This is a genomic window from Stieleria mannarensis, from assembly GCF_014154935.1.
In the GTDB taxonomy this organism is placed as follows: Bacteria; Planctomycetota; Planctomycetia; order Pirellulales; family Pirellulaceae; genus Stieleria; species Stieleria mannarensis.
Genome location: NZ_JACEHH010000018.1, coordinates 49,101 through 64,109 on the forward strand (window position 1 = coordinate 49,101; position 15,009 = coordinate 64,109).

Sequence of the window (15,009 nt, forward strand, 5' to 3'; positions counted from 1 at the left end):
CGGCCTTCTGACACCTTTTCCCCAGGCCGCTCTCGTGCCTGTGGGTGCGGCTATCGGTCGCCCCTCCTATCCGTGGCGTGGTTGTCGATCAGACTGTGCCCGCGTTTTGTGGTGAAGCTGAGTTCACCTCCCCCGAACAAGTCGCAACCGAGCGGCCTGCAGGAGCGGAGCGATCGAACCTGGAAACGAACTGAACAAAGGTGCACAATGCCGCAGCAGGATCGATCGCCAGGTCGGCCGGAGCCGCGGCGCGAGCCGAACGGCCGAGTGCCCCGCACCGCGAGGGGGGCGGCACCGGTCTGGATTCGCCTGGCCGGCGCCGGACTAGAGCTCGCCTTCATCACGATCGTGTTCGGTGCCATCGGCGCAGCGATCGACCGTCAGATGCAAGCGGCCCGCCCGGTCTGCTCCGCTATCGGCGGCTTGCTCGGCTTTACCTTTGGCATGATCCGGTTCATTCGCTTGGCGACGTCTGTCTCGAACCTGCAGCGTCAGATCGAGGCGTCCGAGCCCGCCGGCCGATCGCCCGCCGGAGCCCAGGGATGGTCGCCGGACGACGACGATGGTGCTGTCGACAGCGGCGCCGCCGACGAAACGCCTTGACGATTCACAGCTCCTCGCACAAACCCTTTCGCTCGAACTTCCCTTTCGTCTGAATTTCGTTGATCGCCCTCCATTTCCCAATGCGAAACGGCCGACCCTATCTGTGCTGCCTCGTCGCGATTTCGGTCGCGTGGGCAATCGGGATGCTCGCGTGCTGGTCCTTGGCCCACAGCGGCGTGCTTTCAGTCGACGCGCGACTGCTGTTGGCAGTCGGTATCGGCAGCGGGGCCGTGGCGGTTGCCGGCGGATTGCCGGGGCTTGCGACGGAGATGCTGCCCGGTGGCGATCACTCGCCGGCGCGGATCACGATCGGTTTTTCCGCCGGAGCCATAATTCGTCTGCTTGGCACTGTTGCACTTGTCGGTCTGTGTAGTTATCACTTGCCCGCCGCCAAGAAGGAAATCGCGGGAATGATTCTCGCGTGGTACGTCTACCTGACCTCCACCGACGTGGTCGTGTTGGCGATGCTGTTGCCTCGCCATGACCTTTGCGTCGCCAAGCCAGTTTGCCTTGCCGAGCCTGTTCGCCTGACCAAGCCTGTTCGCCTGGCCAAGCCGGGGCGGCCACCCCAAGAAGCTAAATAGCCAAGCATTCAAATCAATGAATCTGTTATTCGCATCTGCTGATGATCCGCTCTCGCACGTCGTGCCCCACGCGTTGCACCACGAGCCGTTGTTTACGGTCAACGTGGGTGGGCCCGAGACGAACATCCCGGCGTTGTTCATCAAGGACGGCCAGTACAGTTTCTATATCACCAACCACCTGATGATGACGGCCGTGACGGCGATCGCGGTGGTCTTGGTGTTCTGCTACGTCGCGGCGAAGATCCGCGTCAAGGGTGAGGGCCTGCAGGCCTACCAGACCAAAGGCCGGTTGGCTCAGTTGTTCGAGACCGTTTGCTGGTTCATCCGAGACGAGGTGGCGCGTCCGAACTTGCACGAGCTGACCGACAAATACATTCCGTACATCTGGACGGTATTCTTTTTTATCCTGTTCTCCAACGTGTTGGGTTTGATTCCGTTCGGCAGCGGCCTGCACATGGCCGGTCTGGTCTGGAGCGACCACGCCAGCGAGTACGGGCATTTCGGAGGCACCGCGACGGGCAACCTGTCGCTCAACGCGATGCTGGCGATTTGCAGCTTTATCGCGATCTTGTTCATCGGGATTCGTGAGACGGGTGCCAAAGCATTCTTCTCTCACTTCAACCCGATCGGCTGGGACGGCCCCAAGGCGATGTCCTTCGGGATCGGATTGCCGCTGTACGTTTTGGAATGGCTGGGATTGCTGATCAAGTGCGTCGTGCTTGCGATGCGGCTTTTCGGCACGATGATGGCGGGCCACTTGGTGGTCGCGGCGATCGTCGGGCTGGTGTTCACCGCCGCGTCGGTGTCGCACTTGCTGGGCTATGGCGTCGGCATCGCGGTCGTCCTGGGCTGCGTCGTGCTGACGCTGTTGGAGCTGTTTATCTGCATGCTCCAGGCGTTCATTTTTACCTTTCTGACCGTACTGTTCATTTCGACCGTTGCGGCACACCATGGCGATCATGGCCATGAAGACGAGCACGATCCGTTGAGCGACGAGTCTCAAATGGATCTGGATAAGTTGATTGAACCGACTCGCTTGGCCGGCCTGGCCGACGCGTGACGGACCTGCGGAACCTTTGATTTACTAACCCTTTGACCTTTCCCCTTTTTTGTGCGTCCGTTCCTTTGCGAGAAGTCGGGCGACGAGAGAATTCTAGGAGCGAACCTGAGATGTTTGAATTCGCAATGATGCTGGCTCAAGAGGCTGCAGAATTTGGCAAGATGGGTGTCGGTATCGGCATCGGCCTCGTGATTTTGGGTGCCGGCTGGGGCATCGGCCGCATCGGTGGCGGTGCGGTGGAAGCGATCGCTCGTCAACCCGAAGCGAGCGGGACGATCAGCACGCAGATGCTGATTTCGGCCGCACTGATCGAAGGTGTGACCGTGATCGCGTTGATCCTGATGTACCTGCTGTAGTTCCCAGGAACTGTAACTAGAGAGATCGGCCGCGTGCTCGGTCGGTCGCCTCGCTTTCGCGGCAGTGAAGCCGAGGCGGCACTCCGGTTTGCGGTTGCCCACCCTTAGGTGATTTGATGTCGTATTTGCGTTTTGCCGCCATGGCGCTCGCCGTCTCCTTCGTTGCGGTCGGCCCGCCCGTGGCGTTTTCGCCCCTGTCGGTCCAAGCTGCGGAGTCCACCGAAGGCGACGCACATGATGACGGTGCACATGATGACGGTGCCCACGAAGCACTGCCGCCGATCCTGTCGTTCGACCCCGGTGCAGCGGTCATCAACCTGGCGATCTTCCTGGTCACCTTCGGGGTGCTGGCGAAGTTCGTTTGGCCGGTGATCCTGGGTGGTTTGAAGGCTCGCGAGGAAAAGATCGCCGGCGATCTCCAATCGGCCCAGGCGTCCAGCCTGAAGGCCGAAGCCACACTTGCCGAGTACCAGAAAAAGGTGCAGGAAGTGGCCGGCGAGGCCCAGGCCATCTTGGCCGAAGCCCGACGTGACGCCCAAGCGACCGCCACCAAGATCGTCGACGAGGCCAAAGCCGACGCCCAGCGTCAAAGCGAACGGGCGCTTGCCGACATCGAAACCGCCAAGAAGGTCGCCCTGGCTGAAATCGCCGGCCAAACCTCCTCCCTGGCAATGGGTGTTGCCAAGCAGGTCGTCGGCCGCGAACTCAAGGCCGAGGACCATGCCGAGCTGATCAAACGGGCGCTCGAAGAGGTCCCGAGCAAGAACTGACCCAGTGGCACGTTTTGGTCCGCCACGGCAACCGGCCGCGGCGGGGAAGACGAAACACCTTTGGAATCATCGATGGAAACTCCCGACGAAGTAAAACACGAAACGGTGATGGACACCGGGGCCGAGCAGCTGGGCAAGACCTACGCCCAGGCATTGCTGGGGGCTGCCCAGCAGGCGGGCCGGACCGAAGTCATTGTCGATCAACTGAACCAGCTGGTCGATCAGTACCTTCGCAAGAGCCCGCCGCTTGCCGCCGCCTTTGCTTCGCCACGCATCGATCTGCATGAAAAACAACGCGTCATCGACAAAGTCTTCGGGGGCGATTTCGATCCGCTGCTGTTGACGTTCTTGAAGGTGATGGCATCGCGTGGCCGACTCGGGCACGTCGCGGCGGTTCGTGACGGGGTGTTGGAACTGTATGACACCATGACCAACCAAGTGCTGGCCAAGGTCAGCACGGCCGTCCCGCTGGATGATGGATTGCGGGCCTCGATCACGGAAAAACTGGGGGCCGCAACAGGAAAGAAAGTTCGACTTCAAGAAGTCGTCGACGCCGACTTGATCGGCGGCATGGTGATCCGAATCGGAGACACGGTTTTCGACAACTCCGTCGCCAACCGCCTCAATGGCATCGCCAAACGAGCCAGTGAAGGATTTTCCGCCAAGATCGCTGAGAAATTTGATCAATTGACTCAATAACCACCGGAAACTCCCGCTGCCCCAACACCGCAGCCGTTTCCGCTAACGCCCCTATCAACACCAAAAAACTCTGACGCATTAGATTGCCATGAAATTTAGCAGCGATGAAATCGCATCGGTCTTGCAGCAGGAGATTGAAAACTTCGACAGCAAGATCGATGTTCGCGAGGTCGGTACCGTTCTCGAAGTCGGTGACGGGATCGCGCGTGTGTATGGTCTGTCCGGTGTGATGGCCGGGGAGATGGTGGAGTTCCCCAACGGTGCGATCGGGTTGGCGTTCAACCTGGAAGAGAACAGCGTCGGTGTGATCATCCTGGGGGATTACCTGACGATTCAAGAAGGCGACGAAGTCAAGGCGCTCGGAACGCTGTTGAGCGTGCCGGCCGGTGACGCCGTCATCGGACGCGTGCTCGATCCGCTCGGCAATCCGCTCGACGGCAAAGGCCCGGTGCAGTCGGACGTCACCCGCCCGGTCGAAATCATCGCCACCGGTGTCGCCGAGCGGCAACCGGTGACCGAGCCGATGCAGACCGGCATCAAAGCGATCGACGCGATGACCCCGATCGGTCGCGGCCAACGTGAATTGATCATCGGCGACCGTAAAACGGGCAAAACCGCCATCGCGATCGATGCGATCTTGAACCAGAAAGGTCAAGACGTGAAGTGCTTTTACGTCGCGATCGGTCAAAAAGACAGCTCGGTCGCGGGCGTCGTCGACGTGTTGGAAAAATACGGCGCGATGGAATACACGACCGTGGTCGTCGCCGGTGCCAGTTCGCCCGCTCCGCTGCAATACGTCGCCCCGTACGCCGGAACCGCGATGGCCGAGCACTTCATGTTCAACGGCGGCCACGCCCTGATCGTTTATGACGATTTGAGCAAGCAAGCGGTCGCCTACCGTCAGATGAGTCTGTTGATGCGACGACCGCCCGGCCGTGAAGCGTTCCCCGGAGACGTTTTTTACTGCCACAGCCGTCTGCTGGAACGCTCCTCCAAGCTGTCCGACGACCTGGGCGGTGGCTCGATCACCAGCTTGCCGATCATTGAAACGCTCGAAGGCGAGGTGTCGGCCTACATTCCGACCAACGTGATTTCGATCACCGACGGCCAGATCTATGTCCAGCCCGACCTGTTCTTCTCCGGTGTTCGTCCCGCGATGAACCCCGGGATCTCGGTCTCTCGCGTCGGTGGTGCCGCCCAGATCAAGGCGATGAAGAAGGTCGCCGGCGGTCTGCGTTTGGACCTCGCCGCCTTCCGTGCTCTGGAAGCCTTCGCTCAGTTGGGAACCGACCTGGACCCGGCCACCCAGGCCCAGCTGGATCGCGGTTACCGAATGGTCGAACTGCTCAAACAGCCCCAGTACCAACCGCTGTCGGTTGCCGAGCAAGTGGTCAGCTTGTTCGCCGGTACCCAAGGGCACTTGGATGACGTCGAAATCAAATCCGTCCAGCAATGGGAAAAGGATTTCTTGCAATTCATCAACGACAAACACGGCTCGTTGCTGGAGAAATTGACGCAAGAGGGTGCGTTGACCGATGACATCGTCAGCTCCCTGGAAAACGCCATCAAAGATTTCAAGGCCGGCTACACGCCGACCGCCTGATCCCATTCACTTGAAGCATTCCGTCATCGTTTAACGATTCATGGCCAACGCAAGAGCGCTTGATAAACGACGCAAGTCGATCCGCAACATCCGCAAGATCACGCGGACGATGGAGCTGATCGCAACGGCGCGGTACAAGAAAGCGATGGACCGGGCCCAAGCCGCGACCGCCTACACCGAGCAGATCACCAAGATCGTCGGGCGACTCGCCGCCGCCGGCCTGGACGTCCAGCATCCGTTGCTCGAGCAACGCGACGAAATCAAGAACGCACGCGTCTTGGTGCTGACCAGCAACCGCGGCCTGTGCGGCGGTTACAACGGTGCCGTGCTTCGTGAAGCGATGCCGCTGATCAAGGAAATGAAGGCGTCGTTGCCCAACGTCGCGGTCGACGTCAGCGGCAAGCGCGGTGCCGATGGACTGGCGTTCCGCGGGGTCACCACCGACGAAAAACACCTGAATTTCGAAGACCAACCGGCCTATGCCGACGTCGAAAAGATCGCCGACAGCTACCTGTCCCGGTACATCACCGGCGACTTGGATCGGCTGGACGTGGTCTACACCAAATTCATCAGCACGTCCAAGCAAGTCGCCACCGTCGAAACCCTGCTGCCGTTGGGATCGCTGGGCGGCGAAGAGCAACAAGAGGACGTCGACGGCACGAGCGTCGAGTACGAATTCCTGCCCTCGGCCGAAAGCATTCTTGAGGAAGTCGTTCCGACCAGCTTCAAAGTCCGGCTGTTCAAGTGCTTCCTGGACGCCGCGGTCAGCGAACAAGTCGCTCGAATGATCGCCATGAAGGGCGCGACCGAAAACGCCGGCGACATGATCAAACAGCTTTCGATGACTTACAACCGAGCCCGACAAAGCCAGATCACCGGCGAGATCATGGAGATCATCGGCGGCGTCGAAGCTTTGGAAGGTTAACCCCACACACTCTGGTGACCGGTCGCACCCTTGCGGCCTGCCCCACAACACGTTTTTAGCGAAGAAGAATAGCATGTCCACCGCAACGGAAACTCGCGTCGTCGGCAAAGTCACGCAGGTCATCGGGTCGACGTTCGACGCCGAATTCCCCGAAGGCCAAATGCCGGAGATCTACAACGCTCTGGAAGTCAAGAGCGAGCACAAAGGGGTCTCGATCGAATTGGTCGGCGAAGTCCAACAGCACCTTGGCGGCGGACGCATCCGCGCGATCGCACTGGGCAGCACCGACGGCATGATGCGTGGGATGGACGTCGTCGACACCGGCAAACCGGTCGCCGTTCCGGTCGGGAAGGAAACCCTCGGACGCGTCTTCAACGTGTTGGGCGAACCGATCGACAAACGTGGCGACGTCGCGGCCGAAGATTACTGGCCGATCCACCGCGAAGCCCCGCCGGTCAACGAACTGTCCACCAACACCGAGCTGTTCGAGACCGGGATCAAGGTCGTCGACCTGCTGACCCCCTTCGTCCGCGGTGGTAAAGCGGGATTGTTCGGCGGTGCCGGTCTGGGGAAAACCGTGATTCTGACCGAGCTGATCGCTCGGATCGCCAGCAGCCACGGCGGTTACTCGGTCTTCGCCGGTGTGGGTGAACGAACCCGCGAAGGCACCGACCTGTGGTTGGAAATGCAGGAAACCGAAATCGGTCAAACCGGACGCAAGGTCATCGAACAAACCTGCATGGTGTTCGGTCAGATGAACGAACCGCCGGGATCGCGTCTGCGTGTCGCCTTGTCGGCGTTGACGATGGCGGAATTTTTCCGAGACACCACCGGAGCGGACACACTGCTGTTCGTCGACAACATTTTCCGTTTCTCCCAAGCCGGTTCGGAAGTGTCCGCGCTGCTGGGGCGGATGCCTTCGGCGGTCGGTTACCAACCGACGCTGGCGACCGAAATGGGTGCGCTGCAAGAACGGATCACGTCGACCAAAAAGGGTGCGATCACATCGGTCCAAGCGGTCTATGTCCCCGCGGACGACCCGACCGACCCCGCCCCGGCAACCGCGTTCGGCCAGTTGGACGCGTTTATCTATCTGGAGCGATCGATTTCGGAAAAAGGGATTTACCCCGCGATCGACCCGCTGGCGTCCAACTCGCGAATTCTGGACCCGCAATACGTCGGCGACCGTCACTACGCGATCGCACGTCGTGTGCAAACCACGCTGCAACGCTATCGCGAACTGCAAGACATCATCGCGATTCTGGGTGTCGACGAACTGAACGAAGACGACAAGACCATCGTGCACCGCGCACGTCGAATCGAACGATTCCTGTCCCAACCCTTCTTGGTCGCCGAAGTCTTTACCGGAAAGGCCGGTGAGATCACGCCGCTGGAAGACACGATCCGCAGCTTCGAAGAAATCTGTGACGGCAAGTGGGACCACCTGCCCGAGCAAGCCTTCATGTACGTCGGATCGATCGAACAGGCGGAAGCTCAAGCCAAGAAGATGGAGAAGAAATAAGCCATGGCGATACGCTGCATCGTTGTCACCCCCGAACGCACCGAAGTGGATTGCGAAGCCGAATCGGTGACGCTGCCCATGTTCGACGGATCCCTGGGCGTCCTGCCCGGCCGCGCCCCGATGATCGGGCGTCTGGGTTTCGGGACGCTCCATCTGGCCACCGCCGCGGGACCGCAACGGTACTTCGTCGACGGCGGCTTCGCCCAAGTCGAAGGCAACGTGGTCAGCCTGTTGACCTCGCGCTCGATCTCCGTCGACCTGCTGGACGTCGGTGAAGCCGAACGGGCGCTCGAAGATGCCCAAGAGATGCCGGCATCAACCCCCGAGCTGGCGCAGCTGAAAGACACCGCCCTCCGCCGCGCCCGAGGCCAGCTCCGCTCGGCACGCTGAAACGCGGCGTGTGACGCCGGGCGATTGAAGTAGCGCCGGAGTCAGCTTCGAATTCCTGAAGACACCCTCCCTTTGAGAGGTCGTGCGGTTTTCGGTAATTCACCCTCCCTGGCAGGGAGGGGCGAGCGTAGCGAGGGGAGGGTTGAACGATTGTGTTTGAGTGCCTCCGATCCACAGGCAACCCTCCCCGCTCCGAGCGCCCACTCCTCCGCGACTCTCCCGGAGTGGAGGGTCAATTCTTAACTTGGCGCCGATAGAAAGGTGTTTCAAAGGAGGGTGGCAGCGACGGTCACATCGCAATGGTGAGCAGGTTTGCGGCGGCCACATCGGGCGGATCCGTCAAAAGGTTGCACAGATTCCCTTTAGGCGGCTATACTGGGACGCGATGCCTCGCTCGGGCAGCCCACCTTTACTCTGCCCGGGTCCCACCTGAATCATCCCTCCCCCCCTACCCCGGCCTGATCATGTTGACGATCAAGGGTCCCTCCAGTCGCTATTGCGACGGGCAACACCGGCGAAGCTTTTTAAAGATCGGCGGACTGTCCTTCGGAATGGGCGGCCTGTCGTTGGCCGACTTGTACCGTGCCGAAGCGTCTTCGTCGTCGCCGCGGAAACACAAATCGGTGATCAACATCTTCCTGGCCGGTGGTCCTCCCCACCAAGACATGTGGGAGATCAAGACCGAGGCGCCCGGTGAAGTCCGCGGTGAATTCCAGCCGATCGCGACCAACGTTCCGGGCATCCAGATTTGTGAAGTGTTTCCCAAACTGGCCGCGTTGATGGACAAGTCGGCGGTGATCCGCAGTGTGGTCGGATGCCGAGGCGGTCACGACGGGGTGCAATGCTTCACCGGTTGGGACAAGAACTCACTGAAGAACCTTGGCGGTCGACCTTCCATCGGCGCCTCCGCGGCACGGTTGCTCGGCCCGGTCGATCCCTCCGTGCCGCCGTTTGTCGGCCTCGCGGCGCCGACACGTCACGTCCCCTGGTCTGATTCCGGACAATCCGGTTTTCTCGGTTCGGCCTATTCGCCCTTCAAACCCGACGGGCCGGGCATGCAGAACATGACGCTGAAAGGGATCTCGTTTGATCGCTTGCAGGATCGCCGCAAGTTGCTGTCCGAGCTGGACACGATGCGACGCGACATCGACATCACCGGTGCGATGGAAGGGATGGATGCGTTCGGTCAGCGGGCGCTCGATGTGCTGACCAGCAGCAAACTGGTCGATGCGTTGGATCTATCCAAAGAAGATCCCAAAGTCGTCGCCCGATACGGGGACGGCAAACCGTACAACTACCAATACGACGGCGCACCGACCTGTAACGATCAGCTTTTGATCGCGCGTCGGCTGGTCGAAGCCGGAGTCCGCGTCGTCAGCCTCAGTTACGGACGTTGGGACAGCCACGGCAAAAACTTCGATTTGGTACGCGACCACGGGGGCAAGTTGGACCAGTGCTTAAGCGCGCTGGTGAACGACTTGGACGAACGTGGCATGTTGGACGATGTCGCCATCGCCGTCTGGGGCGAATTCGGCCGCACGCCCAAGATCAACGCCAACGCCGGGCGAGACCACTGGACCAAGGTCAGTTGCGCTTGGCTGGCCGGCGGCGGGCTGAAGACCGGCCAAGCGATCGGCGCGACCAATCGCATGGGCGAAGAAGCGGTCGAGCGTCCGGTCGACATGCAGGAAATTGTCGCCACGTTGTATCACACGCTGGGCATTGACACGCACTCGACCACGATCGCCGACCCGACCGGCCGTCCGCAGTTCCTGGTCGACAGTGACCCGATCGCCGAGTTGGTCGCATGAATCGAAACGTATTGAATGCTGGCGCAAGGTTTCCGCGCGGGGTTCGCCTGTTGGGGCTTGCCGCGATCGTCTGCCTTGCCGTCACCGATTCCTCTGCCACCAATTCCGCCGACCAACAATCGCTCCGCATCGACAACGTTGACGGTGCCGCGGCCACAACGCTGGTCGGAACCGACGCGCGATTGCAGCTGATCGTTTCTCGATCCGAATCCAACGGCATGACGACCGATTGGACGCGACGGGTGAAATTCTCCGCGTCGCCCGAGGGTCTGGTTTCGATCGATCCGACCGGGTCGGTGACGCCGCTTGCCGATGGCACGGTCACACTTTCCGCGACTTCCGAAGACGGTCAAAGTGTCACCGCGACGCTGGACGTATCGGGCACCGGACAAACGCAACCGGTCAGCTTTTGCGGACAGGTCGTTCCGATCTTTACCAAATTGGGCTGCAACGGCGGCGGCTGTCACGGAAAGATCGCCGGCCAAAACGGGTTTCGGCTCTCCCTGCTCGGGTTCGAACCACACGAAGATCACAAGCGGTTGGTCGCCGAGTCGCGTGGCCGCCGCGTTTCCCTGGCCGCGCCGGATCAGAGTTTGCTGTTGATGAAAACCATCAACGCGATGCCGCACGGGGGCGGTGCGCGAACCGACCGCGATTCGCACGAATACCGTGTGCTGCGTCGCTGGATTTCCCAGGGCATGCCGTACGATCAAGGCGAAATCTTGCAGGTCCGTTCGATCCGCTGTTACCCCGAGGTCCGACGGATGGCCGGCGACAGCGAGCAACAGATCGCCGTGATCGCCACCTTCAGTGACGGTTCAGTCGAAGACGTCACCCGAGCGGCGGTCTATGAATCGAACGACACGCAGATGGCCGAAGTGAGCGATACGGGGCTTGTTCGAACCGGTCAGTTGGTCGGCGACGTTGCGGTGATGGCACGCTACCAGGGACACGTGACGGTGTTCCGCGCCGAGATCCCGTTGCGGGTCGAGGCGTCGACCGAACTCGCCGATGCCGATGATTCATCGGCAGGCCAGCCCGCCAATGTCGTCGACCGGTTCGTCCGCAAAAAGCTCGATTCGTTGGGCATCCCCGCTTCGCCCCCGAGCGACGACGCGACATTCTTGCGCCGCGTCACGCTGGATCTGACCGGACGGATTCCGACATTGGACGAATCCAATGCGTTCCTAACCGACGACGCGCCGGACAAACGCGCCCGCTTGGTCGACGAGTTGCTGCAAAGCGACGACTACGCTTCGTTCTTCGCACGCAAGTGGGGCGTGATCTTGCGCAATCGCCGCACCGGCGGGGCGTTGCAAGTTTCGAACATGCTGTTTCATCATTGGTTGAAAGAATCGTTCCGCGTCAACAAGCCATACGACCAACTCGTCGACGAATTGCTGACCGCCAGCGGGTCGTTGTTCAGCAACCCGGCGACCGCATGGCTGTCGCAGGTGACCGACCAGAACGAACGGGTCGAAGACATCAGCCAATTGTTCTTGGGCCAACGCATCCAATGCGCCCGCTGTCATCACCACCCGTACGAAAAATGGAGCCAGGAAGATTACGCCCGGATGTCGGCGTTCTTCAGCACGATCTCCAAAAAGACGCAGGGCACCGACGTGACGTTCGTGACCCGTATCGCCGCCCCATCGGCCAAGCATCCCAAGACCGGCCAGCCGGTGTCGCCGGCGGGGTTGGATGCCGAAGCGATCCAAGCCGATGCCGTGAGCGATCCACGCCGGGCGCTAAGCGACTGGGTGACATCGCCGGAGAATCCGTTCTTTGCCAAAGCCCTGGTCAATCGCTACTGGAAACATTTCCTCGGCCGCGGTTTGGTCGAACCCGAAGACGACTTGCGGGTGACCAATCCGCCGTCGAATCCCGAACTGATGGATGCGTTGGCGGCGACTTTCGTGGATTCAGGTTATGACCTCCAATCGCTGATCCGATTGATCTGCAATTCCGACGTGTACGGTGCATCGAGTGACGCCCGTGGAGAAAACTTGATCGATCGCCGCAGTCACTCACGGTACTACCCCAAGCGGTTGCAAGCGGAGACGTTGCTCGATTCGATCGACAAGGTCACCGGTGCGTCGACCAGTTTTTCCGGCATGCCGGCCGGAACGCGGGCGGTGGAGTTGCCGGACACGGGGTTCAATTCCTATTTCTTGTCCGTGTTCGGCCAACCCGATTCAAAGACCGCGTGTGAGTGCGAACGGTCCTCGGAAGCCAACCTGGCGCAGAGTCTGCATCTGCTGAATTCCGAACAGATGCAGCAAAAACTGACGCACGACCAGGGCCGTGCCGCCGCCTACGCCGCCGACGCGTCACGCGCGAGCGAAGACAAGGTACGAGAACTTTATCTATTGGCATTCAGTCGCGGACCGACCGACGATGAACTCAAGTCGACGCTCAGCTACTTGGGCGAACGCGACGATCAAAAAGAGCCCTGGGAAGATCTCATTTGGGCCCTCGTGAACTCCAAAGAGTTTCTGTTTAACCACTGATGCGACATCGACCCTTCGTTTGCGGCGGCGGTGCGCGCGTCGCTGGCCGTCCCTTGCGGTACGTGCTCGTCTGCGTGTTCGCCCTGATCGGGATGGCCGCCGGCAACCTGCACGCACAGTTGCCCGTGATCGCCCTGCGGTCACTGTCCCAGTCTTTCTTCTGCCCCGGGGAAACCTACGAAGTCCGCGTCGCCGAAGGTGCGAATAGCGACGAGGTGGTTGAACTCGTTTTTTCGCATCCGGGCATCACCGCGACGCTGCCGGACGGCCCCACTCGTCCGCTGACGGAGATCGAATCGCCGCGTCATGGCACATTCCGTGTCTCGGTCGCGTCCGATGTCCCGGCGGGGCGTTATGAAGCCCGTGCGGTCGGCCGTTTCGGAATCTCCAATCCGCGGTCGGTCGTGGTTCAAGACGGCGTTGAAGTTGCTTCGTCGGTGGGAAGCGATCCCGCCACGGCAACGCCCATCGAGCTGGGGCGAACGTATTGCCGACGTGTCTCGCCCCAGCGGCGCGATTTCTATTCGTTCCCCGCCGTCGCCGGAACGCAGTACACGTTGCGGTTGATCGCTCAAGCGGTCGACTCGCAATTGATCGGTGCCCTCGCGATCGCCGACGCGAAGGGGCGAACGCTGGCCAGCGGAATCGGAGGCGATCACTCGGATCTGCGACTGTCATGGACCGCGACCGAAAGCGGGCCCGTCACAGTCGCGGTTCATGACGCACTGTTTCGTGGTGGCGCGGCGTTTCAATATGGATTCAGCGTGGTCGAAGGTGCCGGCACGCCGCGATCTCTGGAACCGGAGTTTCCGAAATCGATCAGCGTGCGGGCTCAAGACGCACAAACGCAAGATCCGGTCTTGGTCAACGAGTCGGACGCGCCGATCGAGCTGACAGTCCCAGCGTTGGTGCAGGCTGCGTTCGACGCCCCCCATGACCGCGATCGCTACCGCTGCAAACTGGCCAAGGGACAACCGGTTCAAATCGAAGTCGTCTCGGATCGCATCGGCCAGCCCACCGACGCCCGATTGATCATCGACAAAGCAAACGTCGACGGATCGGGCGCAGTCACTTGGCAACGCGTTGCGACGGCCGAAGACGGCCCGAATCTGTCCGACGGCATCATTCGTCTTGCCAGCGGCGATCCCGTCTTGCGGTTTCAACCGCCCGCAGACGGTGACTATCGGATCACCGTCACGGACTTGGACACCGGTCGATCGCTCGGCGAGGTCCAGCGATATCAACTTGCCATCGGCCCGCCACGACAGGATTGGCACTTGTTGGCCTACCACGTCTATCCACACAAAGATGCCAAGACGACACAGCCGTCGGGATCACATCTGATGCGCGGCGGTGCGACGACGATTCGCGTGTTTGTTTATCGCAATCAGATGTCCGGCCCGATCAAGGTCTCGATCCCGGATCTTCCCGCCGGATTGAATTGTCGCTCCGGTTGGATCGCGGCCAACCAAAACCATACCGACTTGGTGATCACCGCCTCGGACGAGGCGCCGACACAGCATGCCCCGCTGCAAGTGATCGGCGAAGTGACACGCGACGGACAAACGGAATCGCGAATCGCCCGCGCCGCATCGGTCGTCTGGCAACAAGACGGTTATCGGCCCACCGCCCACACCCGGTTGATCGACGGGCTGTGGATCGGATCTTCGCAACTGGACACCGCTCCGATCAGCATCGCGACGGTGGGCCAGGACGTGATCACGGCCAAAAAGGGCACCAAGGTCACGGTCCCGATCAAGCTGACGCGGCGTGACGGCGGTGCGGACAACATCGTCTTGCGAGCGCAACACTTGCCGCCGAATGTCAGCGTCGGCGAGCTGACGATCGCCAAAGACAAATCGGAGGCCGCATGGACGATCGATGTGAAAAACAATGCGGCGGCCGGGACCTATACGTTCTGGGGCCAAGGCGAAACGAAGGTCAAGTTCGCGGTCAACCCCCAGTCATTGACGCGTGAAATCGAGTACCGCGACGCCTTGAAGACACTGCGAGCCGATCCCGACCGCTCGGAGCAACATGCGGAAATCGACAAAGCCATCGCGGAAGCCGACAAACGGATCGAGACGCTAAAAAAACAAACCGCCGCTCGAGATTTTACCGTCTATGTCCCGCTGCCGGCGATCACACTGGAAGTCCAGTGAAGCCAATCCTCCCA

Annotated in this window: 13 protein-coding genes; all 13 read left to right on the top strand. The window is 60.8% G+C overall.

The window, feature by feature from the left end:
• The first annotated feature begins 267 nt into the window (after nucleotides 1-267).
• The 13 genes from H1B37_RS13860 (at nucleotide 268) to H1B37_RS13920 (ending at nucleotide 14,995) form a co-directional block, all read left to right on the top strand.
• Nucleotides 268-603, top strand: coding sequence for an AtpZ/AtpI family protein (locus H1B37_RS13860; protein WP_182867258.1), 336 nt, complete (start codon nucleotides 268-270; stop codon nucleotides 601-603).
• An 80-nt stretch (nucleotides 604-683) separates the two neighbouring features.
• A complete protein-coding gene (locus H1B37_RS13865; protein WP_182867259.1) occupies nucleotides 684-1,187 on the top strand; it encodes a hypothetical protein in 504 nt (167 codons plus the stop codon).
• A gap of 16 nt (nucleotides 1,188-1,203) precedes the next feature.
• On the top strand, nucleotides 1,204-2,247 hold the full coding sequence (gene atpB, locus H1B37_RS13870) for a F0F1 ATP synthase subunit A (RefSeq protein ID WP_182867260.1): 1,044 nt from the start codon (nucleotides 1,204-1,206) through the stop codon (nucleotides 2,245-2,247).
• A 110-nt stretch (nucleotides 2,248-2,357) separates the two neighbouring features.
• On the top strand, nucleotides 2,358-2,603 hold the full coding sequence (gene atpE, locus H1B37_RS13875; protein ID WP_095737805.1) for an ATP synthase F0 subunit C: 246 nt from the start codon (nucleotides 2,358-2,360) through the stop codon (nucleotides 2,601-2,603).
• 116 nt (nucleotides 2,604-2,719) lie between these two features.
• Complete coding sequence (gene atpF / locus H1B37_RS13880; RefSeq protein ID WP_182867261.1) at nucleotides 2,720-3,373, top strand: F0F1 ATP synthase subunit B; 654 nt, start codon at nucleotides 2,720-2,722, stop codon at nucleotides 3,371-3,373.
• Between the two features lie 72 nt (nucleotides 3,374-3,445).
• A complete protein-coding gene (atpH, locus tag H1B37_RS13885) occupies nucleotides 3,446-4,072 on the top strand; it encodes an ATP synthase F1 subunit delta (RefSeq protein ID WP_182867262.1) in 627 nt (208 codons plus the stop codon).
• A gap of 88 nt (nucleotides 4,073-4,160) precedes the next feature.
• Nucleotides 4,161-5,675, top strand: a complete 1,515-nt coding sequence (gene atpA / locus H1B37_RS13890) for a F0F1 ATP synthase subunit alpha (RefSeq protein ID WP_182867263.1) — start codon at nucleotides 4,161-4,163, stop codon at nucleotides 5,673-5,675.
• 40 nt (nucleotides 5,676-5,715) lie between these two features.
• Nucleotides 5,716-6,600 (top strand): ATP synthase F1 subunit gamma, encoded by an 885-nt coding sequence (gene atpG / locus H1B37_RS13895; RefSeq protein ID WP_182867264.1) that lies wholly within the window; start codon nucleotides 5,716-5,718, stop codon nucleotides 6,598-6,600.
• Between the two features lie 73 nt (nucleotides 6,601-6,673).
• Complete coding sequence (gene atpD, locus H1B37_RS13900; RefSeq protein WP_182867265.1) at nucleotides 6,674-8,122, top strand: F0F1 ATP synthase subunit beta; 1,449 nt, start codon at nucleotides 6,674-6,676, stop codon at nucleotides 8,120-8,122.
• A 3-nt stretch (nucleotides 8,123-8,125) separates the two neighbouring features.
• On the top strand, nucleotides 8,126-8,512 hold the full coding sequence (locus tag H1B37_RS13905; protein ID WP_182867266.1) for a F0F1 ATP synthase subunit delta/epsilon: 387 nt from the start codon (nucleotides 8,126-8,128) through the stop codon (nucleotides 8,510-8,512).
• A gap of 464 nt (nucleotides 8,513-8,976) precedes the next feature.
• Nucleotides 8,977-10,323 (top strand): DUF1501 domain-containing protein, encoded by a 1,347-nt coding sequence (locus H1B37_RS13910; protein ID WP_182867267.1) that lies wholly within the window; start codon nucleotides 8,977-8,979, stop codon nucleotides 10,321-10,323.
• The gene (locus tag H1B37_RS13915; protein ID WP_182867268.1) at nucleotides 10,320-12,833 is read left to right on the top strand and encodes a DUF1549 domain-containing protein; all 2,514 of its coding nucleotides are present in this window, start codon (nucleotides 10,320-10,322) and stop codon (nucleotides 12,831-12,833) included. Before H1B37_RS13910 ends, H1B37_RS13915 begins: the two co-directional genes overlap by 4 nt.
• On the top strand, nucleotides 12,833-14,995 hold the full coding sequence (locus H1B37_RS13920) for a hypothetical protein (protein WP_182867269.1): 2,163 nt from the start codon (nucleotides 12,833-12,835) through the stop codon (nucleotides 14,993-14,995). The genes H1B37_RS13915 and H1B37_RS13920 overlap by 1 nt, the downstream gene beginning before the upstream one ends.
• Nucleotides 14,996-15,009: the final 14 nt, after the last annotated feature.

Coding starts and splice junctions, on each gene's coding strand:
- atpF (WP_182867261.1), top strand. CDS start 2,720: ATGTCGTATTTGCGTTTTGCCGCCATGGCGCTCGCCGTCTCCTTCGTT.
- H1B37_RS13915 (WP_182867268.1), top strand. CDS start 10,320: ATGAATCGAAACGTATTGAATGCTGGCGCAAGGTTTCCGCGCGGGGTT.
- atpE (WP_095737805.1), top strand. CDS start 2,358: ATGTTTGAATTCGCAATGATGCTGGCTCAAGAGGCTGCAGAATTTGGC.
- atpA (WP_182867263.1), top strand. CDS start 4,161: ATGAAATTTAGCAGCGATGAAATCGCATCGGTCTTGCAGCAGGAGATT.
- atpG (WP_182867264.1), top strand. CDS start 5,716: ATGGCCAACGCAAGAGCGCTTGATAAACGACGCAAGTCGATCCGCAAC.
- atpB (WP_182867260.1), top strand. CDS start 1,204: ATGAATCTGTTATTCGCATCTGCTGATGATCCGCTCTCGCACGTCGTG.
- atpD (WP_182867265.1), top strand. CDS start 6,674: ATGTCCACCGCAACGGAAACTCGCGTCGTCGGCAAAGTCACGCAGGTC.
- H1B37_RS13910 (WP_182867267.1), top strand. CDS start 8,977: ATGTTGACGATCAAGGGTCCCTCCAGTCGCTATTGCGACGGGCAACAC.
- H1B37_RS13905 (WP_182867266.1), top strand. CDS start 8,126: ATGGCGATACGCTGCATCGTTGTCACCCCCGAACGCACCGAAGTGGAT.
- H1B37_RS13865 (WP_182867259.1), top strand. CDS start 684: ATGCGAAACGGCCGACCCTATCTGTGCTGCCTCGTCGCGATTTCGGTC.
- atpH (WP_182867262.1), top strand. CDS start 3,446: ATGGAAACTCCCGACGAAGTAAAACACGAAACGGTGATGGACACCGGG.
- H1B37_RS13920 (WP_182867269.1), top strand. CDS start 12,833: ATGCGACATCGACCCTTCGTTTGCGGCGGCGGTGCGCGCGTCGCTGGC.